Source organism: Vibrio sp. D417a, assembly GCF_030248595.1.
GTDB classification, from domain to species: Bacteria; Pseudomonadota; Gammaproteobacteria; order Enterobacterales; family Vibrionaceae; genus Vibrio; species Vibrio alginolyticus.
Genome location: NZ_JAHGAM010000004.1, coordinates 82,404 through 103,622 on the forward strand (window position 1 = coordinate 82,404; position 21,219 = coordinate 103,622).

Below are 21,219 nucleotides of genomic sequence, written 5' to 3' on the forward strand. Positions count from 1 at the left end.
CGAACATTGTAACAAGTATATGGTCGATTCTGAATCAATTGGGTTTGATGTAGAAAGCTAATAAGGTTTAGAGGTTTCTCTTTCGGACGTACTGCTTCGGTGTCATGCGCGCAATCTGCTTACACTCTCTAGTCATGTGTGCTTGATCGGAAAAACCTTGCTCCAGCGCCAACTCCGATAAAGTAAGATCGGGTTGCGCTCGGAGTTGCTCTAAAGTGTGCTTCACTCGTTTAATGCGTTGGTAATGTTTAGGAGTAATCCCCAACCATTTCTGAAAATTGCGCTCTCTCTGGCGCTGACTGATGGTCCCTGTAGGTTGGTCAATAATGTGGCCGACATACTGCGGTTCATATTCCTCAATCAGTGTTTGAACCCAGCGATATAACGTAGAAATCCTTGCATATGGCGAACGCGCTGTTTGCAGAGACTCAAATGTTGCTAGTGCAGAAGAAGCCAAAGGGTGGTCGTCTTGAATCCGCAATAGCTGTTCTAGACGTTTACCAAATAGTTGATAACCAACAGCAGGATGAAAGCGTACGCCAGTCATCACCGCGCCTGGCGGTAGGCAGACTTGATGTGCCAGAATGCTCACAGGTAGTAGGACAACCCCTGGCGTTTGCCACTCACCATCCATTTGTACATCATTCTGTAAAATGAATGCCACACCTGTACCAGCATCACTGAGTAATTGTTTACGTACGGTTTGCGTCGTATCAGGTTTGACGGATGCTGACCAAATGGCTTGAACATAGCCAGCTAAAGCCTTTTGAGGTTTTAAAATATCAAATTCTAAGTTCAAATGAATCATCCTATTTAACCTCAACTTAAATGAGAAAGTGATACACATGTACTTTTCATCCTATTAAGCTGAGGTATAAGCAGTGGCTTACAAGTAAGAACCGTCAAATAGAATTATCGAGGTTTATAGACTCCAACCTTTGGCTTAAATGCCTTAACTATTCGGTTCCAACTATTGATCGCGTTGATCGCAATTGTTAGGTTGACCATAGCTTCTTCTCCAAAGGTATTCAAGGTCAGCTGATAGGTATCATCATCTACTGGTAGGCCAGCAGTTAGTAATTCAGCCCAGCCAAGCGCAACGTGTTCTGCATCGCTGTAGAATGGCATATCTTTCCATGCACTAAGCCCCCATATGCGTTCCGGCTTTTCACCTAACTTAAGCGCATCTTTACTATGCATGTCGATACAAAATGCACATTGATTGATTTGCGATATGCGTAACTTAACCAGTTCCCATATGATCATGTTCATAGTTTCTGATTGGCTAAATTGTTCATGGAAGTAAGCTTCCTGAGCGTATAGGATTTCTATTGCTTTTGGCGCTACTTCAATATAGTTGAGTCGTTTTTTCATGGTCATTCTCCTCTGTTTTTTACATAGTAAAAAACGCTCTTAGCAAAAGATTGAAGATTTTCGACATGCACTCAATAAAGTTAGATAAAAGAGTGAACGACGAAAGCGAAAAGTGTACCTATTGGAAACCAAGAAAACTTATGCCAATTAACAAAGTATTGCGCTAAATATTGCGACTTAAGGTTGGCGTCTATTTTTACTCCACCACCTTCCGTAAACGAGCAAAAGGTGCTGAGTTACCTATATACACACCAGCCGCAACGATAAAGACGCCTAAAACATTTTCCCATTGAGTCTGCTCACCAGAAATGAACGAAATCAGTAGAGTGAATACCGGCATAATATTAAATAATGGAGACATCTTATCTGGACCAAGAACGATAGCGCCTTTCATCCAAAAGTAATAAGCAATCAAAGTTCCAAACAGGCTCATGTAAGCTATTAATGCTAGGTCTTTAAATGTTATGGCATTTAAGCTAAGGCTAAAGTCGCCGTGGTACATCGCTATAGCGACCATTTGAATGGCACCAATACTTAACACCCAACGTAACTGCTGAGTTACTGGGATATGAGATGTTAAACGCTTAGCTAGAATTGTGTATAAACACCCACTAATTAAAGCAAATAACATGTATAGATCACCAATATTACTATTGCTGCTAATAGAATGAATATTTCCCCCTGTAATGACGATTACCACTCCACAAAAACTGATTAGTGCACCTAAAATAGTTTTAACCGAAATGGAAGTTTTGAGAATAAAGCCCGACAACAAGATAGTGACAAGTGGTAGATTTGCCTGAACAACCGCTGCGTTAACTGGGGTAGTAAAGCTCATTGCAGAGAAAATAGAGAAGTTTTGGATAGTTACACCCACGGTTGCTATAACAAACAACGACAACATACTTTTTCGTGTGAGTTTGGCTCCATATGGAGAGCGTTTAGTACCTCTTATCAGTAAGAGTATTAAAGCTGCAACGGAAAATCGTAACGTCGCTGAATCCAAAGGAGAGACATCGCTATTAATAGCCTTTATTACGTTAAAGTTACTAGACCAAAAAAAGATAGCGACAACAACACCGCACCAAATTGATAAATGCTTAGACATAGATCTTCCTGATAAAAATTAACTTGACGCGATAATGCTATATATTTCATATTTGATTTTTAATAGCCAAATTTAAGAGGGTTAATCCCAAATATGGAACGTCACTCTTTGGATGACCTTTTGTTATTCGTTTCTGTTGCTCGCTATCAAAGCCTAACACAAGCATCTGAGCGTCTTAATGTCCCGTTAGCCACGCTAAGCCGGAAGTTAAAAAGGCTGGAAATAAACTTAAATTGCAGACTATTTAACCGCAGTGCACACCACTTTGCGTTAACAACTGATGGCGAAAAATATTATCAACTCTGTGAGCCGTTACTTCTTAGCTTAAATAATGTGACATCGAGAATTGCGACTGAGCGTCAGTCTTTAAGCGGAACGATCAAAATATCAGCGCCAATTAACATGACACAGATGTGGTTAAAGCGGTGCGTTTATGAATTTGCAGAGCAACATCCGAAGATATGTATCGATTTAGATGTACAGAATGAAAAAATCAATCTTGTATCTAACCGTGTCGATGTTAGTTTTCGTCTTGGTGATCTTATTGAACAAGACTGGATTGCTCAGAAATTATGGTCGATTCCATTTGCGCTTTGTGCATCACGAAGCTATTTAGAACAACACCAACCGATTACCCATCCTGAACAACTTGTGCATCATCGCCTAATTACGGTAAACAACGACAGCCAATGGAAATTAGTTAATCAAATCACCAATGAAACATTTGATCATCCGCTAAAGTTTCAATTCACTTCAAATGATGTACTACTAGTTAGAGACGCTGTCATCCATGGTTTAGGAATTGCGTGGATTCCAACCTATTACTTTCATGAGCTAAATCATGATCAACATAACCTGCTGCCTTTGTTGCCAGAATGGCAATGCTCGGGTAAAGAAGTATTCATTATGTATCGAGACCGCGATAAAAGGCCTGCAAGAGTTGATGCATTTATTGAACATGTCTTAAATTGGAAAAATCGCATTCAAATGTTTGCTTGAAAGAGGTTTATCACATTGTGCTGTGCCGGTAACCTCAAGTGAAGCTTCATGACTCTGCTTCAATTGAGTTCATTTATTTAACCTCTAAAAGAATCATGAATACATAGGCAGTTAATGGGATTCGAGTTTACAAGTGATTCGGTCAGCTAAAACTCAAGCTAAGTAGAAAGTATTTGCAGTTGTATTTGCCTCTGAAAATCGTTTAGAGCTTTCTCATCCGCGAAGTTCTATAAGAAATTATTAAGGATATATTTGTGTGCGATTTCGTGAAAAAAATTATTGTAGGTTTACTTTTCAGTGCTTCGTCTTTTGCTTCCTTAAGTCAATATGTTCCAGCAATGAATGATAAGAACGGTTATGTAGAACCATTTCAGATGTTTGATAATGTCTATTATGTAGGAGACAAGTGGGTCTCATCATATGCCATTGCTACAGAAGACGGACTTGTTATCATTGATACGCTTGACTTCCCTTACTCTGAGTGGATACCTATCAACCTAGAGAAACTAGGGCTAAAAGATAAGCCAATAACGCACATATTGGTAACTCATGGGCATTCTGACCACGTTGGGGGCGCCCAGTTACTTCAAGAGAAGTATGGTTCCAAAGTCGTGATGACCAAAAGCGCTCATGAACTATCTATACAGCAATCAAACAAAAGCGAAGGTGAGAACAAGTTCCTTCCTCCAAATTTAGACATAGAGATAAAAAGCGATAGCTCCATGGTTATTGGTGGACATGAGTTTAAATTCTATCTCACACCTGGCCACACGGAAGGTGATTATTCCTTAGACTTCGCTGTAGAAGATAATAGCGAACAATATCGTGCTTTTATCGTTGGTGGGCATAGCGTAAGTAGCCATGATCCAGAAGTTATTGGCCAGTTCCTGAGTAGCATGGAGAAAATTAGAAAAATTTCACTACAGGCACCTATTGTGAACGTTAACCTTTCGAACCATCCACATAAAAATTTCCTTTTTGAAAATAGGAAGAAACTAGGCACAAGCGATAACCCGTTTATCAGTGAGGCAAACTTCTTCATGTTCCTTAAGCAACAAGAAGATTTAGCTAAGGTAAAGCTAGAAGAACTATAATACCGTGGTATACGAGCAGCCTTCGTTATTAGGTTAGGGGTTTGCTCTTGAGTTATAGCTAAGGCTTTAATAAGTTGCTCAATCAAGATTCGACACTTGTGGCAGCTATATTGTTTGTCGGTTCTAGTGACAAAGGCGCAGTGCGTAAACATTCGTATTGTGTGCCTTAAACATTTGCAAGGCGTTACGTGCTTTCTAGAAAAGTCTCAAAATAGCGTACAATTAGCGTTTTGACACAGCGGAAATCATCATGGCCAAAACTGTTCAGCAGCAAATCGGAAACATTGCTCTAGTCGTTGAAAATTACGACGATGCTATCGAGTTCTATACTCAAAAACTTCAATTCACTCTGGTTGAAGATACCAACCTAGGTGGTGGTAAACGCTGGGTTCAAGTTTCTCCTCCAAACTCCAATGGTACAAACCTACTTTTAGCTCAAGCGAGTACACCGGAGCAAACGCATGCAGTAGGAAATCAAACAGGTGGTCGTGTTTTCCTGTTTCTGCAAACTAATGATTTTTGGCGTGACTACGAGTTGATGAAGAAAAATGGTGTTGTATTTAATGAAGAGCCTCGTGTGGAAGAATACGGGACAGTGGTGGTGTTCCAAGATCTCTATGGTAATAAGTGGGACTTACTGCAACTGAACTGAGAAACTACACAGCACCTGCATAACATAGTGTTCATGAGGAGTTTCCAACAAGCTTTTAAGGCTCTGAGATATTAGTGCTAATTCAAAGGTTCTCAGAAGTCACTGTATTTCTAAATCACTTTTGTGCAAACAATAACTAGCCATCATTCCTTCTTGATGTATCAACAAATGTTAGGGCGGCACAGCAAAAACAAAAAGGCGAACCAAACGGTTCGCCTTTGTCGATTTAGATTCTACTGATCATGGCATATCAAGTTGGAACCAGCCAACTGAAAAAAATCAATAACTTACATAATTTCAAAAAACAATTGTAGTTGGATACATCCATAGTTTGAAATCTCCAAATAAATTGGTTTTATACCAAGCGAGTCGGAACCAGCTGCTTGGGTGGTGTGACACTGATATAGTGAACACATCAGCTAAGGACGCACTACTGGAGAGAGCCTAGTTCTCAATCAACAGTTTTGCTAGCTTAATAAATATTGAAGATTTGCTGCTTTCGCCACTTTTCAACATATCCAGCGTAAAGCTATTTAAAAATGCACCTGTTAGAGGGTGGTTGAATGGTTCTACTTGGTCACCATTAGCATCCCAAAGAATCAGGTTTTCAATGAGGTTTTGCTTAGCAATAGTCGCATTCGCGGGTTGGGCATGAGTAACGAGGTAATATAGCCCTTCTTTATGAGGCATTAGGTAAATTCTATGGTGTTTCAGCTTATTCGATTTCGCTAAAGGATCGGATTTAGAGCGACCTTGCACAAGATAGTAAGGTAATACGTTTTTATCTGTTTTATATGTGCGTGTTATAAGGTAATCGTTAAAGGAATCCCCTTTGTTTTCAGAAGTGTGCTTTTCATCTTCTTGATGCAAATACCATTCAACGGAATCAAAAGAAGCAGAGCCTATAATCTTTGGAACTCTACCGCTTGTGTATGATGTGAGTAGCACATCATTTTGATGATCATATAAATAGAAGGAGCCATCAAAAAACTTTGTGACTCTGTCAAGCTCAGGATATTCTGCTTTTACCCAAGCGTCGTCACCCGTAATGACACCGTTACTAACAATTGTAGCGCTCTCACCATCTAACTTAACTTCGACGTGACTAACCAACATATCGTTGTATTTAGGTGCTCGGATGTAAAATGCAGTATAGTGCCCTGATGTATGCGGGAAAGATTCTATTCTCTTAAGGGTTAGAAGAGATTCTTTAAACCAGAGTTCAGTTTTTACCCGTTTGAACTTTGTGTCTAGACTGTTAATGCATTTGCGAAGCTTACTTCTAAAGTTATTCAAATCTTGTTCATAATTTGCTTCGGCATCGTTTTTGAGTTCTTCAATATAATCGAGATCTGCTAACAACTTACTATCAATATTCATTCCTTGTAGGGGCGCATTGAAGGGTGATTCTTTCAGCCAGCTCTCTAAACGATTGAGCTTAAGGTTGGTATATAAGTCCCAGCTGACCGAAGGATCTTTCTGATATTGTTCGAAGGCTTGCCAAAATCCAGAGAATTCATCGCTGCTTTTCTGCGCGTTACTAGAATGAATGCTGTTACCTTTACCATCATTAACAGGGTTTAGGACTAGAAAAGAGCACTTATTATCGGAATTGGCGATTTTGTTGACTTCGGTGCTGCTTATAAACTCAGCTTGGGGGAAAGTTTCTTGCAAGCGTTCTGTGAAACTCTGCCTTTGTGTATCAGTAAAGCAAGACGATGATTCTACTACATAAAGTTGATTGCTAAGTGAAGCATCCAAATCGGTAGAAAAACTATCTACCTCGTGAGTAGCTTGGAAAGTAATGTCTTGGTGAGAGATATCTGCTTGTTCCAAGCACTTTTGTACCATGTTCATTACTACGTTCAGAGTATATGCTTGCGACTCCCCATAGAGACTTCGGTCTTTAAAGAAAAGAAGTTTTGAATCACGTGCGTCTAGTTTCCTATTAACATCTTGTTTGCCAGAAACCGTATTGAACCAGATGCTTTCATCATCGAGGTTTACTCTCAGTTCATTGCTTACATTGACGAGAAACTTGTTCTTATGAAGGCTGAAAGCCAGCTCATTTTGTTCTGACGCATATACAGATAGCTTGAAAGCTTCGATAACACCTTTACCCTTCTTTGCTCCTTTGAGTGCGGAGTATCGCGCGTTTAGGTAAATCTCAGAGTTGAAGTAACTTGCTTCGGCTTCGAATATATCTGAGGTTTTTTCTAGCAAGGCCATTTTTATTCGTAGAGAGAACAGTCCTTCCACTAGTTTATTTAGACTGCCGCTCTCGCTTAACTTTGCAATAAGTTCTGAGATACGCGACTCTAATTCAATGTGTTCTCGACTACCGACTTTGAAAGCATGGTTAAGAAAAAAATAAGCATAATAGCCTTTCCCCAAGTTTGTCAGCTCATATTTGACATCTTGTTTATCATCAAGGCATAAGTTGCTCCGTATTAAGTGTTTAACTTCAACGTGTAGTCTTTTGTAAAACTGGTCGTAGCGTTCACCGCGTGCTTTTTTGAAATATCGATAACCAAAGTCAACTTGATACAGGTTAGAGTCGGAACGCAGTAATTTTCGGATCGTATCCGTAGACGACAGACCCAATTTAACCATGTTGGTACGTGCTATTGGGGATGATTCAAGCTGTTTAATGTTGTTTATCATTGTTGTGATTCCTATGGTGCAGTAGCATTTCCGCGACACAGTTTTTAATTGGGTTAATATCTATATGTAAGTTACTTGAGTAGAGACAATAACTGTTGATTCAGCCTGATCTTGCTGTCTAGCCTTGAACCTTCTTTTGGTCGTTTGGCTTTATAGTCATATTGCTGCTCGTAGCTAGGCTCAAGCTTGAACAAGTTAAAGTAGTGGACTGAATGATCTGCGTTACCCTCACTCATTAAGTTGTTTGGGTTGAGGCTGAATGCAGTATTTACATATACAAATATAACCTTTTCATATTTCCCTTTGACGGCTTCGTGAACTTCGTTTTCTCCTGATCTTTCTATGACCTGCTCGATCTTTCTTTTACTCTTGTCAATGGTTTCACTGTCACGGTTAAAGTTATCTAAGCTTGTAGTCCAGTTTTTTACATCAATACAAACCAACGTATCCTCAACTTCAATATAGCGGTCAAAGAATTCGTACACGAGAGGAGATAAGCGAGAGAAGACGTCTTGGTCACTTAATGGAGTTATATCATAGTGCTTCAAAACCATATCAAACATGGCTTCACCGACGTTCCCTTTGAGCAATGGAATAACCTCAGGATGAGGTACCATTTGAGTAAAAGCTGTTTTTTGAATGCCTGAAAAGAAGTCAATAATATCGCCAACAACGTCATTTTTGCCGTAATCAATGCCTCTGGAATACTGAGGGAAGATCCTAAGTTCAGGAGCATATGTACCAGCACCACCGGCGTAATCTGAAAGCGCCCAAAAGTCTTGCTCTGGTAATCCGTCGCTGCCTCGTTTGTGGCAAATCTTAATATGTTGGTTTCCCTGAATATAGGGAATAAACATTTTGGTGAGAATCGACATCATATGCTTGTTCTCTACAACTTCAGGAGTTTGCGCCAGCGCTTCTAACCATTTTTTCGGGTTAGTAAAAGATAGCGGGTCACGGAAGAGGTTACAGATAGGCAGATATCTGTTGTTGCCCGATCTGACTTTGTTGATCCAGTCTTTAGTTAGAACACGCTTGTGCACTTGTTGGATACGTTTACCATCATTTTTTACTTGCTCTTCAAATTCCTTTCGCTTTTCTATTTCGGAGAATGAATTTTCGGACGAAATATTTTCGCAGTGCTCTTTTAGCTTAAAGTTGAGCAAAGACATACACTCAAGCACTGCTTCGTTACTGCAATCTTCTTTCAGTGCCGCGAATTGAAACGCTACATTGTCAATCACATCACTCGGAATAAAAATTTGGCTGTGCATGTTAGTATCGCGACGCTCCACGCGCCCAATAGCTTGCACTATGACTTTAAACAAACTCATAAAATGTTCGGCCATTAATAGGCGATAGTTATCGCCATGAGCGAAGTTCACCGTCATATCCTTTACCAAGAAAGTTTGGCTGCTATCTGACATATGTTTAAGCAAGCTAACGTAATTCGGAAGGGTATTAAGATCACCAGTTTCTTTTACTTCACTATAAAAAGATGAGTTAGCGAGAACAAGGCGCTGGAAATCCACGTCTAATTGAACTTTGTTGCATTCATCAACATAAGTAGCGAAATAGTTCAGCCCCGTACCAGCACTGTTGTAAGTACTCATGAATACCAAAGACAGTGAAGGATCTTTAAGCTTTGTATATTTGCGAACGTCAATTGTACGTGCAAGGGCTGAGTCAAAGAAAACTACCCGTATTCTGTTTCGTCTTCTAAAAGGAGTTAGTTCAAAAATCTGTTCGTGTTCTGCTTCGATATCTTTACACAAACAAATACCAAAGCGTGTTTGCCAGCTCTCTTTGTTATCCCAGTAGGCTTTAATGAAGGCTGTTTTAAACTCGCCGGAAAGCGCCAGAACCAATGTGTTTTTCCTGTCGTAGGCGGCTAGCAACAAAGCCTCTAGCTCGCGATTTATTTGCCTTTGTTTATAAGGGTTCCGCAATTTATGCTTTAGTACCAATTCCAGCGCTGAATAAATTTCTCGGAAAACGGATTTGAACTCTGTTGACTCATTGAAGGTGTCTGTGAAATGAGCACTTTCCGCATCGAACACGTTGAATGTTACATCCCTTAGTTTTTCACGTTGTGAGCGTAGGTTTTGCAATATAGGAATGTCAGAAGCAGAGCGTGACACCAGTTTATAACCAAGATCCTTACCGAACATGGAAAGAAAGTTGCGGCTGAAGTTACCATTTTTAGTGTGCGTAAAGCCGCTTGTAGCACTCAATCCAAGTACTTTATTGTTAGTACCACTAAGCATGCGCATAATCATGGCTTCAGGCATTTCTTTGATTAAGTCCATTTCAAACGCAAGGATGACAGTTCGTTCTGCTCCTTGGTTATAGACATTAAGGGTTTCTACTGGTGCCATAGTAAAAACGGTTTTTGGCAACAGGTATGTATAAAAATGGTTGATCTGTGTATTTTCGTTGGTATCGCGTTCAAAAATGTGGCGTACTTCAGCTGACACCTTGTTAGCGGCATCTACAAACTGACCAAGCGGGGTATTCTGACTTGGAGCTAACTCTTGACCACCATTTTTGATCCACCTTTTATACTGAGCATTAGTGATTTGTGAGCACGCTGCAAGCATTGCTGATACAAGTTGAAAAAGGTCGTGCAGTGTTGGGTTTGTATCTAGTGAGTCTCCTTCAACTTCATAATAAAGTTCAATACGTGTGTTGTTGCCATTAACATGTCGTAGGCGAATCTTTTTCAACGCTTGTTCGTTAACATACACCTTAGCATTGAAGCTGAAGATGTTTTTGGTAATGGAAATGACTCGTTCAGCTGCATCACTATTGACTTCAAATGCGCCGAGTTGGCTGTTAAACATCTTGAGAAAACTATCTAATTTCACGTGTTCAGAGAGCTCACAGAAGTTATCTAGGACGTCTTTCAACTTATCGATTAAAGCAACGCTTTCACGTTCGAATGCGGTGAAATTGCATTCAGGTACATCTCGAAGACGTAGGTTTTCAACTTCCTGATAAATACGTCCGAGCACCGATATTACATGTGAAAGATTATTTTCTTTACTCACGAGTTTCTTGTGGCAGCTTTTGACTAAACGGTCATAAGCGCTATGTAGTTCATCGATTACAACGGTAAATCGGATGTTCTTTTGACGAAAAGGGCAGTCGGGGTTACGTTTGAAGTGCACGTTGCGTAAATACTCCGCTTGAAGTGCTTGCGGCATATCACAGACCTCGGATAGAGCAGAAAATGACTCATTGTTATCGTCCTCGCCTTCTTCTTGATGTTTCAACTTGCCACCAATTAAGTGTTCAAAGCGCACGCTTTCAAACTTCATTCCTTCACCGCGCTGTTTCGGGACCAAACGTAGTGTAGTTGTGTCGAATTTACTGGTTGTCATCAGCATGACCGAAGGAATAAATTGACAAACTTCAAATGGCATCACTTGTTTGATGATGTCTAAGTAAACTTCATCTACGCTAACGTTAACCGCTTTTTTGACTGCTCTACGTTTTCGTGCCTGTAAGCCCTTTATGATGTATTGGCGTAACAGCCCATTATCTGCGTCCACTCGGTCAAACAACTTTTTACATGCGTTAACAATAGTCTTATAAATGTCGTATTGAATCGTAGATAGTTGCTCTTCGTAAGCTATTTTTTGGCTATAAGCATCACCACCACGGGTGTTCAAGTATTTGAGCTGCTCGTTTATCCAATCTGATTGGCTAATGAGGTATTTAAGGCGAGATAGTTCAGCTTTAATGTAACCACTCTTGCCTGCTGATTTACACCAACTTTGGTAACGTTGGCGATTTGTGTGTTCCGACGCCCAGTCAACGAAATCAAGGTCATAGGTATCAGCTTGCGACAGCACACAGATAAACTCTCCACCAGCACTCTCAATACGCTTTATGTGCTTACGTTCTAGATCGATTTGAGATTTCAGCGGAGAAAGAAACAGAAAATTGGTAAAACCGGATTCAGGTAAGACAGAATCGTTACTTACCTTGCTCTGAAACCTCTCAATATAATCTGCATAACTTTCAAATACGCCGTAGCTTTTACCAAAACCAGTACCATCGGAGCTAAATATAATTTCTGCACCGTCTCTTTCATGCACATGGTATATCTTTGAAGCTTGCTTACGATTTTTATTGATAGCATCAACTAGCTCTTTTTTGGCGGTTTGCATTGCAACCAATGAAGAGACCGATGGCGGTGTATCGTAAACTCGCTCGTACTTGAGATAATCGTTAATGCGAATCTTTTCGGCTTCAACTAGAAGCTTTTCGACTATCAGTGAAGAAAGAGTTAGCTCAGTAGCAACTTGAGTAATGGCTTCTTGTGTAGTCATGGAGTCGCAATAGAAATCAAAGCGGCCAATCACATCTTTAATGGTGTCGGCATGCTGGGCCTTTTTTAGGAGAGGCGTGCAAACACTGAAGTCGTACAGACATTTATCATCACACTCTTTGCAGCGAAAAAATGGCGTATGAGACCCTGGGTGGCTAGCATAAGTGAAGAGTTTTGCATCTTTAGTTAGACGATAAAGAAGAGAGGCTGCGTCACGTTCGCTGCTACCGAAATCCTGATGAAGCCTCAATGCTTCGGCTGAATTAGCGTTGAACTTGCCTTTACGTCGGAAAGCTTCAAAGTGAGTGCGGATAAGAGTGTATAGCTTGATCTCTTCTTCGATAGTCCATCTCTTCATATAGAATGTCCACATTAAAAACAGTGATTACCACCATAAGTCAAAAGTCATGTTGATTCAACTATTGTGTATAAAAAATCCATCAGTGTTTGTTAATGAATTATTATGATTCATTTTGGTGTTTTTTAATGATCTATTGGTCCAGCTTGTGTTACACGTGGTCAGTTTCTTTGCTATGATGCCAACGAGGAATGCGATGGAAATTTTTATGAGTAATAATCGTTCTAAAGACAACGTTACAGTAGCAAGTAGTTCTATCAATGCTCGGCTTGCTTACGTCGATTTCAAGCTTTTTTTTACAGGTCGAGTTAATCGTACTGACTTGAAAAATGCTTTTGGTATTGCAGAAGCGTCTGCTTCCAGAGTTTTGACCGAGTATTCTAGACAGAGACCAAACAATAAAACGCAAAAGGCAAACACAATAATTAGAAGTTCATTTGAAGCCCTTAACCCAATGGATGCTGATATTGCATTAGATATGCTTGCCAATGGATTTAATAGTAATAAGGTCTTTGGGATAACAGAGTTAGCCTTTGAGAAAATAGGAAGAATACCGAGTCAATTGAATGTTTATGATGTTGCTATGATTACGAGGGCAATATCAGGCAAATATTCAATAACATGTAATTACTTATCCGAAAATAGTAGCAATCATCGAAGGAGGGTTATTGTCCCTCTAGCTATTATGCACGATGGGACTAGTTGGATGTTTAGAGGATATGACCGCTCTGATACCAATGGACGTAACTTCAAGAACTTTCACTTTGCTCGAGTTAGAAATGTGGTTGAAGAGCATCAATCCAAAGATATGAAACAGCTAGAACACGAAGATTTATCACAGGATAAACTTTGGAACCTAAGGCTACCATTAGTTCTAAATATACATGCTTCACTATCAGAAGAGGGCCGACGTAAAGTAAGAGCAGATTTTGGTATACCAGAAGATAGAGATGAGTTGTTTGTTACGGAAAGGGCGGCTTTTAGATGGATTCTTGAGAAAAAGTGGTATATCGATGCACGTTCAAACTCTCAAAAAATTGAAGATAGTAAGAATGGTGCTAATCGTTTTTACAAATTTGAACTAACTAACTTAAACATGATTGAGCAGATGGAGCGTTCGTAGTTAACAGTTTTTTTCTAGTGGTGGACCTGGCTATCTATTCAACTTTCAGGGGTAAAGCTTAGCTATGGAAATCTGTCAGTTCGCGTTGTGACTTAATGTGAGCGCTGGCAGCATTGCTAATGCTATTCGTTGAATAGCTTTGGGTTGGTATGTTCAATTATTTACTAAAATGAACAATGTTTTTATATACAGATTCTCTAGGTTCCTCATATAAACATGCTTACATGCTTAGAAGCGTTAAAAAATCAGACAAACGGAAGTTTGTCTGATTTTTTATACACCAAGATCAAGTTTCGCCCAGACTAAGCACTTTGTCTAAAATTAGAATACTCTGGTACATACAAGAATTAATCTTCGTAGTTATCGATGCTTGGGCATGAACAGATTAGGTTACGGTCGCCGTATACGTTATCCACGCGATTTACCGTTGGCCAGTATTTCCAAGATTTGGTCGCTTTAGACGGGAAGCAGCCAATCTCGCGAGAGTAAGGGCGGTCCCAATCTTCAGCTGAAAGATCAACTTGTGTGTGTGGCGCGTTAACAAGAGGGTTGTTATCCAGTGGCCATTCACCGTTTTTCACTTTCTCCATTTCTTCGCGGATAGCGATCATCGCATCACAGAAGCGGTCCAGCTCTTCTAGATCTTCCGATTCCGTTGGCTCAACCATTAGCGTGCCCGCTACAGGGAACGACATAGTTGGTGCGTGGAAACCGTAGTCCATTAGACGCTTCGCGATGTCTTCTTCGCTGATACCTGTTTCTTCTTTCAGCGGACGAATGTCGATAATACATTCGTGCGCTACGCGGCCATTTTTGCCACGGTAAAGAACAGGGTAGTGTTGGCGAAGTGTTTCCATCACGTAGTTTGCGTTCAGAATTGCTACTTTTGTTGCATCTGTTAGGCCAGGTTCGCCCATCATTGCGATGTAAGCCCAAGAGATAGGTAGGATAGAAGCGCTACCCATATCTGCTGCTGATACTGCGAAATCTGCGCCTTCTACACCGTCTTCAATATGCCCTGGTAAGAAAGGAGCTAGGTGAGATTTCACACCGATAGGACCCATACCCGGACCGCCACCACCGTGCGGGATGCAGAAGGTTTTGTGTAGGTTTAGGTGAGAAACGTCTGAACCGATGAAGCCTGGTGATGTTAGACCAACCTGCGCGTTCATGTTAGCGCCGTCTAGGTAAACCTGACCACCGGCGGCATGAACCATTTCACACACTTCTTTCACTTTCTCTTCGTAAACGCCGTGCGTCGAAGGGTAAGTGATCATAATGCTTGATAGGTTGTCTTTGTGTTTCTCGATTTTCGCTGCTAGGTCGTCGATGTCGATGTTGCCTTCTTCATCACACTTAACCACAACCACTTTCATTGACACCATAGATGCTGTCGCAGGGTTAGTACCGTGCGCAGAGCTTGGGATCAAACATACGTTGCGGTGACCTTCGCCACGGCTTTCGTGGTAGCGTTGAATCGCGATAAGACCTGCGTACTCACCCGATGCACCAGAGTTTGGTTGTAGTGAGAATGCGTCATAGCCAGTGATTTCACATAGCTTTTCTTTAAGGTCTTTTGCGAGTGCAGCGTAACCAGCTGCTTGTTCTGCTGGTGCGAACGGGTGGATCGAACCAAACTCAGGCCAAGTTACTGGAATCATCTCTGCTGCTGCGTTCAGCTTCATCGTACAGCTGCCCAGTGGGATCATGCCGTGCGTGAGTGAGAAGTCTTTGTTCTCTAGCTGTTTTAGGTAACGCATCATCTGTGTTTCGCTGTGGTGCGTGTTAAACACAGGGTGTGTTAGATATTCTGTTGTGCGGCGCAATGCTTCTGGAATGGCTGCAAACTCGTTGCCTGCGATTTCAGTTGATAGTGCTGCGACTTCTTCTTTCACACCGAATACTGCGAATAGGGCTTCTACATCTGCCACGGTTGTGGTTTCGTCGAAGCTTACACCTAGCTGAGTATCCAACTTACGTAGGTTGATGTCTGCGGTTAGTGCTTTCGCGTATAGGTCTTCAGTTTGTGCGCCTGTGTTGATAGTGATGGTGTCGAAGAAGCTGTTGTGAGCAAGCTCGAAGCCGCCTTTAGTTAGGCCAGCGGCTAGGATGGCTGTCATGTGGTGCGTACGACGAGCAATCGTGCGTAGACCTTCTGCGCCGTGGTAAACCGCGTAGAAAGACGCCATGTTCGCTAGCAGTGCTTGAGCAGTACAGATGTTTGAAGTCGCTTTTTCACGACGGATGTGCTGTTCACGCGTTTGCATTGCCATACGCAGTGCTTGGTTACCGTTGGTATCGATAGAAACACCGATAACACGCCCAGGCATTGTACGCTTGTGCTTATCACGAGTTGCCATGAAAGCAGCGTGTGGACCGCCGTAACCCATCGGCACGCCAAAACGTTGTGCTGAACCGATTGCTACGTCTGCGCCCATTTCACCTGCAGGTTTAAGCAGGGTAGAAGCAAGAAGGTCCGTTGCTACAGTCACTAGTGTTTTGTTTGCTTGCGCTTTAGCGATGATGTCCGTTAGGTCACGAACTTCACCTGTTGTACTTGGGTATTGAACTAGTGCGCCGAACACGTCTTGCTCTGGTAGTGATTCTAAAGAACCAACCAAGACTTCAAAGCCGATGAATTTCGCACGAGTTTTTACCACTTCGATGGTTTGTGGGTGAACGTCGTCAGCAACGAAGAATACGTTGCTCTTGCTTTTACCCGCACGCTTACAAAGTGTCATCGCTTCTGCTGCTGCCGTTGCTTCATCAAGCAATGACGCGTTCGCGATTTCCATACCAGTAAGATCCATCACCATTTGTTGGTAGTTTAGAAGTGCTTCTAAACGACCTTGTGAGATCTCTGGTTGGTAAGGGGTGTAAGCAGTGTACCAGCCCGGGTTTTCCATCACGTTGCGTAGAATCACGTTCGGCGTGAAGGTGTTGTAGTAACCCTGACCAATGAATGTACGTTTAACTTGGTTCTGATCGGCGAACTTACGCATGGCTGCCAGCATGTCTGCTTCGCTTTTCGCTTCTGCCAAGCTCATTGGTTGCTCTAGGCGAATTTGTGCTGGTACGGTTTCGTCGATAAGCGAATCTAGGCTAACTGCGTTGATCGCTTCCAACATTTTCTGTTGGTCAGATTTGTTTGGTCCATTGTGGCGAGCAACGAACTCGTTTTGTGTGCTGAGGCTTTGAAGTAATTCAGTCATTGTCCTTTACCTACTCCTTGGTTCGGGTAACGGATTTGCGTTACTGATAAATTAAATTATACGTCCGAACCTAGAAAAAAAGCTGTTCTCTAAACAGGCTAGGGAACAGCTTTCGTCACATCCTAATTACTCTTCTTCGATAGAGTTTAGGTATTCGTCTGCGTCTTTCAGGTTATCTAGTTCAGATACATCAGACATCTTCACTTTTACGATCCAGCCACCTTCGTACGGCTCTTCGTTAATTAGCTCTGGGCTGTCTTCTAGTTCTTCATTGATTTCTACGATTTCACCAGTGATTGGTGCGTAGATGTCTGACGCTGCTTTTACAGATTCAACGAGAGAGAAGCTTTCACCTGCTTCAACTTCGTCTTCTACGTCTGGTAGGTCAACGAATACCACGTCACCTAGCATTTCTTGTGCATGCTCAGAAATACCAATTGTTACTGTGCCGTCACCGTTATCACGTACCCACTCGTGGCTATCTGCAAACTTCAGTGTTTTGTCCATTGCTTAATCTCCGAATAACTTGTCAGGAATTATTATGATTTCAAAAAAATCGTTTACTGGTATAGAGGAAAGCGACTGCAAAGTTCTTTTACTTCTTTGCGAACGCGTTTTTCAACTTCTGCGTCACCTTCAGGATTGTTCACTAAACCGTCCAGTACGTCACCAATCCAATTACCGATGAGTTTGAATTCTTCAGCGCCAAAGCCGCGGCTTGTACCCGCAGGCGTTCCTAAACGGATGCCCGATGTAATCATAGGCTTCTCTGTATCGAATGGGATGCCATTTTTGTTACATGTGATCCCAGCACGCTCTAGAGCTTCTTCTGCTTTATTGCCTTTCAACCCTTTCGGACGAAGGTCAACCAGCATTAGGTGCGTGTCTGTACCACCAGTTACGATGTCGCAACCGCGAGTTTGCAATACTTCCGCTAGGACTTTTGCGTTATTGATCACCGAATCAATATAAGTTTTAAATTCAGGGCCAAGCGCTTCACCAAATGCGACCGCTTTGGCTGCGATAACATGCATCAGTGGGCCGCCTTGTAGGCCAGGGAATACGGCTGAGTTGATTTTCTTAATGATGTCTTCGTGGTTAGTAAGAATCATACCGCCGCGAGGGCCACGCAATGTTTTGTGTGTTGTAGTCGTAACAACGTGTGCGTGTGGCAGTGGGCTAGGGTGTGCGCCTGTTGCGATAAGACCAGCGATGTGCGCCATGTCGACCATAAGAATTGCATTTACTTCGTCTGCGATTTCACGGAATTTTGCAAAGTCGATAGTACGTGGAATAGCGCTACCACCTGCGATGATCATTTTAGGTTGGTGCTCAAGTGCTAGCTCACGAACATCTTCGTAGTTAATTTCTAGTGTTTCGCGATCAACACCGTATTGAACTGCATTAAACCATTTACCAGAAAGTGCAGGGCGTGCGCCGTGCGTCAGGTGACCACCTGCGTCTAAAGACATACCAAGAATGGTGTCACCAGGTTGAAGCAGTGCCAGCTTTACTGCGCCGTTTGCTTGTGCGCCTGAGTGTGGTTGAACGTTTGCGTATTCACAATTGAAAAGTTTTTTTGCGCGTTCGATAGCAATGGCTTCCACTGTATCTACGTGCTCACAACCACCATAGTAACGGCGACCTGGGTACCCTTCAGCGTATTTGTTTGTTAGGCATGTGCCTTGAGCTTGCATTACCGCTTTAGAAACAATGTTCTCAGAAGCGATAAGTTCGATTTGTTCGTTTTGGCGAGCGGATTCCGCTTGAATTCCAGCAAAGACAGCATCATCTGTCGCAGAGAGGTTGGTAGAGAAAAAGTTTTCCAAGCTGTGGTTAGGGTAACTCTTATTCATGGTAGTTGACCTTCCAAATCTGAAAATGAACCCGCAATAGATGAGTTATGATTTGCGGTTGTGGTTCATTTGTCCTCAAAAACAGCTGAACTGCGTAGCAGAACAGAGTGAACATCCGGCCCTAAATTTGGGCAAAAACTCCGTTGGATTGCGTGTTTCTTTTACCAATCTCTTACGGAAATATGCATCTCTACATCTAACAAGTTGGTAACATAGCGCCTGTGGCGGGAACAATCAACCAAAAATTTCCTATAGGAAACAAGATTTCAAAATTTGTTAACAAGAGCACGCTTTAATTCACTTGGTGGACTTCTATCCACTATGTGCTTCATGCACAATGCGAGTAAGACAAAAAATATGGATATCTATAGAGGGATTTATGGCAGAAAGTATTTACGATGAATACCCATCGATGACGTTGGCAAAAGAGCAACATGACCAAAATATCGAGCCGTTAAAACTGGGCCAGCGTATTAAGGATATCCGCTCGAAACTCGGTATCACATTAGAAGAAGCGAGTCAGAGAACCGGGCTTGCTCGATCTACACTGAGCAAAATAGAAAATGAGCAGATCTCCCCGACGTTTCAAGCGATGCAAAAATTGGCACTAGGCTTACAAATTGACATGCCACAACTCTTTGAGCCACCTAGAAAAAAGGTAGCGACAGGGCGCAGGGATGTTACCAAGAAGAATGAAGGTAAACCACACCCAACACAAACCTATGAACATGAACTGCTCGCGACACAACTTTCCAATAAGAAAATGATGCCGTTTAAGAGCCAAATTCGAGCTCGTAGTTTTGATGAATATAAAGACTGGGTTCGTCATGACGGCGAAGAATTTTTACTTATCTTATCTGGTGAGGTCATGTTCTATTCTGAGTTTTACGAACCTGTTGTTTTAAGCGAGGGAGACAGCGTTTATTACGATGCAAATATGGGACATATGTTGACCAGTGTTAGCGAGGAAGATGCGCTCATTTTGTGGGTGACAGCCAAATAGTGATAAATACTTGTAAGTTTCCTATAGTGAAAGCAAACGATTGCTGTTGGTGGTCGTTATGATGAAAAGGCGCTTTTTTGATGAGAACTTGCTCATTAAAGCGCTTTTTTTGTACGATTTGTTGTGATTAAAATGTTAAGAGTCACACTTTTGCAAGTCGATCTACGTCTTGTTCGTGCAAAATAGAATGAGCCATGTTTATTATTGGAAACACATCGAATGCCGATAGCATTCTCGGGTCTATCTAAATGGAGACGAAAATGACTCAAGAACTACTGAAAACACCACTACACGCACTTCACGTTGAAGTTGGTGCCAAAATGGTCCCGTTCGCGGGTTACGATATGCCTGTTCAGTATCCTCTAGGCGTAAAGAAGGAACACTTACATACTCGTGATGCGGCAGGTCTGTTTGACGTTTCTCACATGGGACAGCTTCGCCTAATTGGTGACGGTGCAGCTGCGTTCCTAGAAACATTAGTTCCAGTGGATATTGTGGATCTTGAGTCTGGTAAACAGCGTTACGCTTTTTTCACTAATGAAGAGGGCGGCATCATGGACGACTTGATGGTGGCTAACCTAGGCGATCATCTGTTTGTGGTTGTGAACGCAGCATGTAAAGCGCAAGATATCGCACACCTACAAGCGCATTTACCATCTGGTGTTGAGCTAGAAATTATCGAAGACCGAGCTCTACTTGCAATCCAAGGCCCTAAAGCGGCGGCTGTATTGGCGCGTTTTGCACCAGAAGTTTCTGAAATGCTGTTCATGGATATTCGTAAAGTCGATATTTTAGGCGCCGAGTGCATTGTTTCTCGTAGTGGTTATACAGGCGAAGACGGTTACGAAATCTCGGTTCCTGCTGACAAAGCGGAAGAGCTAGCACGTAAACTGACTGCGGAAGATGAAGTTGAATGGATTGGCCTTGGTGCTCGTGATTCACTTCGTCTTGAGTGTGGCCTTTGTCTATACGGTCATGACCTAGACACAACAACAACACCTGTTGAAGCGAGCTTGCTATGGGGTATCCAAAAAGTTCGTCGTATTGGTGGTGAACGTGAAGGTGGTTTCCCTGGCGCAGACATTATTCTTAAGCAGATTGAGACTAAAGATGTGGCGCGTAAGCGTGTGGGTCTAGTAGGTCAAACCAAAGCGCCAGTGCGTGAAGGTGTTGAACTGTTTGATGCTGACGGCGTTAAAATTGGCGTTGTAACCAGCGGTACGGCGGGTCCGAATGCAGGTAAGCCAGTCTCAATGGGTTATGTTCGTGCGGATTTGGCGGCGATTGGTACTGAAGTGTTCGCTGAAGTGCGTGGTAAAATGCTACCAATGACCGTTGAAAAAATGCCGTTCGTACCACAACGTTACTACCGTGGTTAAAACGAATTGAAACAAAAATGCCGAGCTTTGTAGCTCGGCATTTTTATGTCTTCTTTTCGCT

Annotated in this window: 14 protein-coding genes; 6 read left to right on the forward strand and 8 right to left on the reverse strand. The window is 42.1% G+C overall.

Features of this window, described 5'->3' with window-relative positions:
- Positions 1–67: 67 nt before the first annotated feature.
- The 3 genes from KI742_RS04170 to KI742_RS04180 all read right to left on the reverse strand — a co-directional run bounded on the left by KI742_RS04170 (position 68) and on the right by KI742_RS04180 (position 2,482).
- Positions 68–808, reverse strand: coding sequence for a helix-turn-helix domain-containing protein (locus tag KI742_RS04170; RefSeq protein ID WP_213987061.1), 741 nt, complete (start codon positions 806–808; stop codon positions 68–70).
- A gap of 104 nt (positions 809–912) precedes the next feature.
- Positions 913–1,374, reverse strand: coding sequence for a carboxymuconolactone decarboxylase family protein (locus tag KI742_RS04175; RefSeq protein WP_005376442.1), 462 nt, complete (start codon positions 1,372–1,374; stop codon positions 913–915).
- Positions 1,375–1,570: 196 nt separating this feature from the next.
- A complete protein-coding gene (locus KI742_RS04180) occupies positions 1,571–2,482 on the reverse strand; it encodes a DMT family transporter (RefSeq protein ID WP_137282668.1) in 912 nt (303 codons plus the stop codon).
- Between the two features lie 93 nt (positions 2,483–2,575).
- On the opposite strand from KI742_RS04180, the gene KI742_RS04185 reads away from it, so the two are divergent.
- The 3 genes from KI742_RS04185 to KI742_RS04195 all read left to right on the forward strand — a co-directional run bounded on the left by KI742_RS04185 (position 2,576) and on the right by KI742_RS04195 (position 5,227).
- Entirely contained in the window at positions 2,576–3,481 is a 906-nt protein-coding gene (locus KI742_RS04185; RefSeq protein WP_033906526.1) for a LysR family transcriptional regulator, read from the forward strand.
- A gap of 266 nt (positions 3,482–3,747) precedes the next feature.
- A complete protein-coding gene (locus tag KI742_RS04190; protein WP_285384841.1) occupies positions 3,748–4,575 on the forward strand; it encodes an MBL fold metallo-hydrolase in 828 nt (275 codons plus the stop codon).
- 250 nt (positions 4,576–4,825) lie between these two features.
- The gene (locus KI742_RS04195; protein ID WP_005388788.1) at positions 4,826–5,227 is read left to right on the forward strand and encodes a VOC family protein; all 402 of its coding nucleotides are present in this window, start codon (positions 4,826–4,828) and stop codon (positions 5,225–5,227) included.
- Between the two features lie 444 nt (positions 5,228–5,671).
- Here the strand turns inward: KI742_RS04195 and KI742_RS04200 are convergent, their stop codons facing one another.
- Together KI742_RS04200 and KI742_RS04205 are read right to left on the reverse strand one after the other, a co-directional pair.
- Complete coding sequence (locus KI742_RS04200; RefSeq protein ID WP_262628433.1) at positions 5,672–7,891, reverse strand: hypothetical protein; 2,220 nt, start codon at positions 7,889–7,891, stop codon at positions 5,672–5,674.
- Positions 7,892–7,962: 71 nt separating this feature from the next.
- Complete coding sequence (locus tag KI742_RS04205) at positions 7,963–12,585, reverse strand: hypothetical protein (protein WP_285384842.1); 4,623 nt, start codon at positions 12,583–12,585, stop codon at positions 7,963–7,965.
- Between the two features lie 208 nt (positions 12,586–12,793).
- Here KI742_RS04205 and KI742_RS04210 point away from each other — a divergent pair, with 208 nt between their 5' ends.
- Positions 12,794–13,708: a WYL domain-containing protein gene (locus KI742_RS04210; protein ID WP_285384843.1), complete on the forward strand. Its 915-nt coding sequence runs from the start codon at positions 12,794–12,796 to the stop codon at positions 13,706–13,708.
- Positions 13,709–14,055: 347 nt separating this feature from the next.
- Here KI742_RS04210 and gcvP read toward each other — a convergent pair whose 3' ends face one another.
- The 3 genes from gcvP to KI742_RS04225 all read right to left on the reverse strand — a co-directional run bounded on the left by gcvP (position 14,056) and on the right by KI742_RS04225 (position 18,776).
- Positions 14,056–16,920: an aminomethyl-transferring glycine dehydrogenase gene (gene gcvP / locus KI742_RS04215; RefSeq protein WP_258479060.1), complete on the reverse strand. Its 2,865-nt coding sequence runs from the start codon at positions 16,918–16,920 to the stop codon at positions 14,056–14,058.
- A gap of 126 nt (positions 16,921–17,046) precedes the next feature.
- Complete coding sequence (gene gcvH, locus KI742_RS04220) at positions 17,047–17,427, reverse strand: glycine cleavage system protein GcvH (protein WP_005376432.1); 381 nt, start codon at positions 17,425–17,427, stop codon at positions 17,047–17,049.
- A gap of 53 nt (positions 17,428–17,480) precedes the next feature.
- Positions 17,481–18,776, reverse strand: coding sequence for a serine hydroxymethyltransferase (locus tag KI742_RS04225; RefSeq protein WP_005376430.1), 1,296 nt, complete (start codon positions 18,774–18,776; stop codon positions 17,481–17,483).
- A 379-nt stretch (positions 18,777–19,155) separates the two neighbouring features.
- On the opposite strand from KI742_RS04225, the gene KI742_RS04230 reads away from it, so the two are divergent.
- Both KI742_RS04230 and gcvT read left to right on the forward strand, forming a co-directional pair.
- Positions 19,156–19,779 (forward strand): helix-turn-helix domain-containing protein, encoded by a 624-nt coding sequence (locus KI742_RS04230; RefSeq protein WP_005376429.1) that lies wholly within the window; start codon positions 19,156–19,158, stop codon positions 19,777–19,779.
- Between the two features lie 260 nt (positions 19,780–20,039).
- Positions 20,040–21,158 carry a glycine cleavage system aminomethyltransferase GcvT gene (gcvT, locus tag KI742_RS04235; RefSeq protein ID WP_017820967.1) on the forward strand — a complete coding sequence of 373 codons (1,119 nt, stop codon included), beginning with the start codon at positions 20,040–20,042 and terminating at the stop codon, positions 21,156–21,158.
- The last annotated feature ends 61 nt before the right edge of the window (positions 21,159–21,219 follow it).